This is a genomic window from Nocardia farcinica (assembly GCF_029867845.1).
GTDB lineage: Bacteria > Actinomycetota > Actinomycetes > Mycobacteriales > Mycobacteriaceae > Nocardia > Nocardia farcinica_A.
This window is the reverse complement of record NZ_JARWRU010000565.1, coordinates 1-2501: the sequence shown is the minus strand read 5'-3', so window position 1 is coordinate 2501 and position 2501 is coordinate 1. Positions and strand designations below refer to the sequence as shown.

At 74.2% G+C, this 2501-nt stretch carries 3 protein-coding genes; 2 read left to right on the top strand and 1 reads right to left on the bottom strand.

Going from position 1 to position 2501, the window contains the following annotated elements; all coding sequences use genetic code 11:
* The coding region (locus QH283_RS12345; protein WP_432420718.1) for a glycerol-3-phosphate dehydrogenase/oxidase at nucleotides 1–1197 on the top strand (1197 nt) is incomplete at its 5' end.
* A gap of 10 nt (nucleotides 1198–1207) precedes the next feature.
* On the opposite strand, the gene QH283_RS12340 is transcribed toward QH283_RS12345, so the two are convergent.
* A complete protein-coding gene (locus tag QH283_RS12340) occupies nucleotides 1208–1642 on the bottom strand; it encodes a GNAT family N-acetyltransferase (protein ID WP_280503143.1) in 435 nt (144 codons plus the stop codon).
* Nucleotides 1643–2020: 378 nt separating this feature from the next.
* On the opposite strand from QH283_RS12340, the gene QH283_RS12335 reads away from it, so the two are divergent.
* The coding region (locus QH283_RS12335; protein ID WP_280503142.1) for a hypothetical protein at nucleotides 2021–2501 on the top strand (481 nt) is incomplete at its 3' end.

Below are 2501 nucleotides of genomic sequence, written 5' to 3'. Positions count from 1 at the left end.
AGGGGCCCCGCGCGGGGGGCGCTGCCCCGCGGGGGCTGCCGGGGGGGCGCCCGGGGGCGCCGCCGCGGGGGCCCCCGGGGGGCGATCCGGCCGCGCCCGCGCCGGGTGGCGGCCGCCGAGGCATCGCGGCTGGCCCCGTCGGTGCGCCGGGCCGGGCTGCGCGGCGGCCTCGAGGCGTGGGACGGGCAGCTGGTGGACGACGCCAGACTGGTGGTGGCACTGGCGCGCACGGCGGCCGCCGAGGGCGCGCTGGTGCTCACCCGGGTCGCCGCCGAGTCGATCTCCGGCGACGGTGCCACGCTCACCGACACCCGCACCGGCGAATCGCTGTCCGTGCGCGCGCGGGCCGTCGTCAACGCCACCGGCGTATGGGCCGACCGGCTGGACCCGAGCATCGAACTGCGCCCGAGCCGGGGCACCCACCTGGTGTTCGACGCCGCGGCCTTCGGGGGTCGGGCCGCCTCGCTCAGGGGGCCCGGGCCGGGCTGCGTCGGCCGCTTCGTCTTCGCCCTGCCCGCCGCGCACGGCCGCGTCTATCTCGGTCTCACCGACGAGGACGCGCCGGGGCCCGTGCCCGACGAGCCCGAACCGACCGAGGCCGAGATCGACTTCCTGCTCGACACCGTCAACCCGGCGCTGCGCGTGCCGCTGACCCGCGCCGACATCCGCGGCCGTTTCGCCGGCCTGCGTCCGCTGCTGCGCACCGACGACGGCAGCACCGCCGACATCTCCCGTGAACACGCCGTCCTGCGGTCCTCGAACGGCGCGTTCACGGTGGTGGGCGGCAAGCTCACCACCTACCGCCGGATGGCCGAGGACGTCGTGGACGCCGTCGTCGCGGCGAACGGACTGCCGGCCGCCCCGTGCCGGACCCGGGCACTGCCGCTGGTCGGCGCGGTCACCGGCGCGGCGCGCGACCGCGTTCCCGCGCCGCCGCTCCTGGTCGAGCGCTACGGCTCGGAGGCCACCGATGTGCTCGCTCTCGCCGACAGCGATCCCGCGCTGGCCGCGCCCGTCGCGCCCGGCATGGACGTGCTGGCCGCCGAGTTCGCCTTCGCCCGCGCCCGAGAGCTCGCGCTCACCGAGGACGACCTGCTCGACCGGCGCAGCCGGATCGGGCTCGTGGCCGAGGACAGGGCGGCCGCGCTGGCCGCCGCCGAGACGGCGATCGCCGCACCGAGGGCGACCGGGCGGTGAGCGCGGGGCGCTATCCGGCCTGCCAGGCAGAGACCTCGGCGCGCATGCAGGTGCGTGGCCAGCGTTCCAGACCGTGCGCTGCCTCGGCGGCGCACACCGCGCGCAGCCCCGGCGTCCGTTCCTCGGGCGGCAGCTGCCGGAAGCCGATGCGCGCGTAATACGGCCCGTTCCACGGGACTTCGGTGAAGGTGGTCAGGGTGATCGCGGCCAGTCCGCGCTCGCGCGCCCATGCCACGAGCCGGTCGATGAGCAGCTTGCCCAATCCGCGTCCCCGCAGTTCCGGCCGCACCGAGACCTGGTCGATGTGGGCGTTGCCGTCGATCAGGTCGGCGACCAGGTAGGCCACGACCGCGCCGTCCTCCTCGACCACCCAGGCGCGTCCCGCCTCGAGGTAACCGCGCAGCGCTTCGACGCTCGGCGGTTCGTCCTCGGCGATTTCGATCATGCCCACCCGGGCGAACGGTTCTCCGGCGGCTCGTTCGATTTCCCGCAGGACCGGAATATCGGCCTCGACTGCCTCTCTGACACATGTCACCGTTCCAGTGTCGTCGCCGGTCGCGGCGAAACCGATCGATTTTTCCGCGAAATGCGACGGTGATCCGATCACGGCGATCCGGCCGCGATATCGACGACGCCGAAACAACGGTAGGCGAATGCTATCGCCGATCCGCGAAAAACGCTGCACGGCCGTATTTTTCCGGGGTGATCGGTTCGGAATGCGACAAATGCGCACCGCCACCACGGATCTGCTCCGCCGGGCGGCCCGGTTCCGCGAAATTCACTATCCTGGACCGCGTTGAGGCGCGGAAAAGGAGGTTGCCGGGTGGCTAAGACCCCGTCGACGGTTGGCATCGCACCAGGTGCGGGACTGGTCGCACGGTTCGGGACGGCGGTGGTGTATCTGGCCGAGACGGATTCCGCCGAACTGATCCTCGACGCCGTCGAAGCCGAGGCGGGCGGCGAGCACCCCGGCGCCGCCATCGCCCGGCGGTTGGCGGGCGTGGTCTTCGGCGGCGGCGCCGAACCCCCTGCCTTCGGCGTGGTCGCACCCACCGAGGACGGCACCGTCATCCTGCTGCGCGGCAATGTCTGCGCCCGCGTCCACGGCGCCGAGGGGCCCCGCGCCCTCTCCGGCGCCCGCGCCTTCACCTGGGTCGACGAGATCGTCCGCGAACCGGTGCGCCGCATCAGCGTCGGCGACGACAACGGCAGGCCACCGGCCGTCCACCCCGCCACCGACCTGCGGGCGGGCATTGTCACCGGCTCCGGCTTCGAACTGCGCGTCGGCGTGCGCCGGGCAGGCT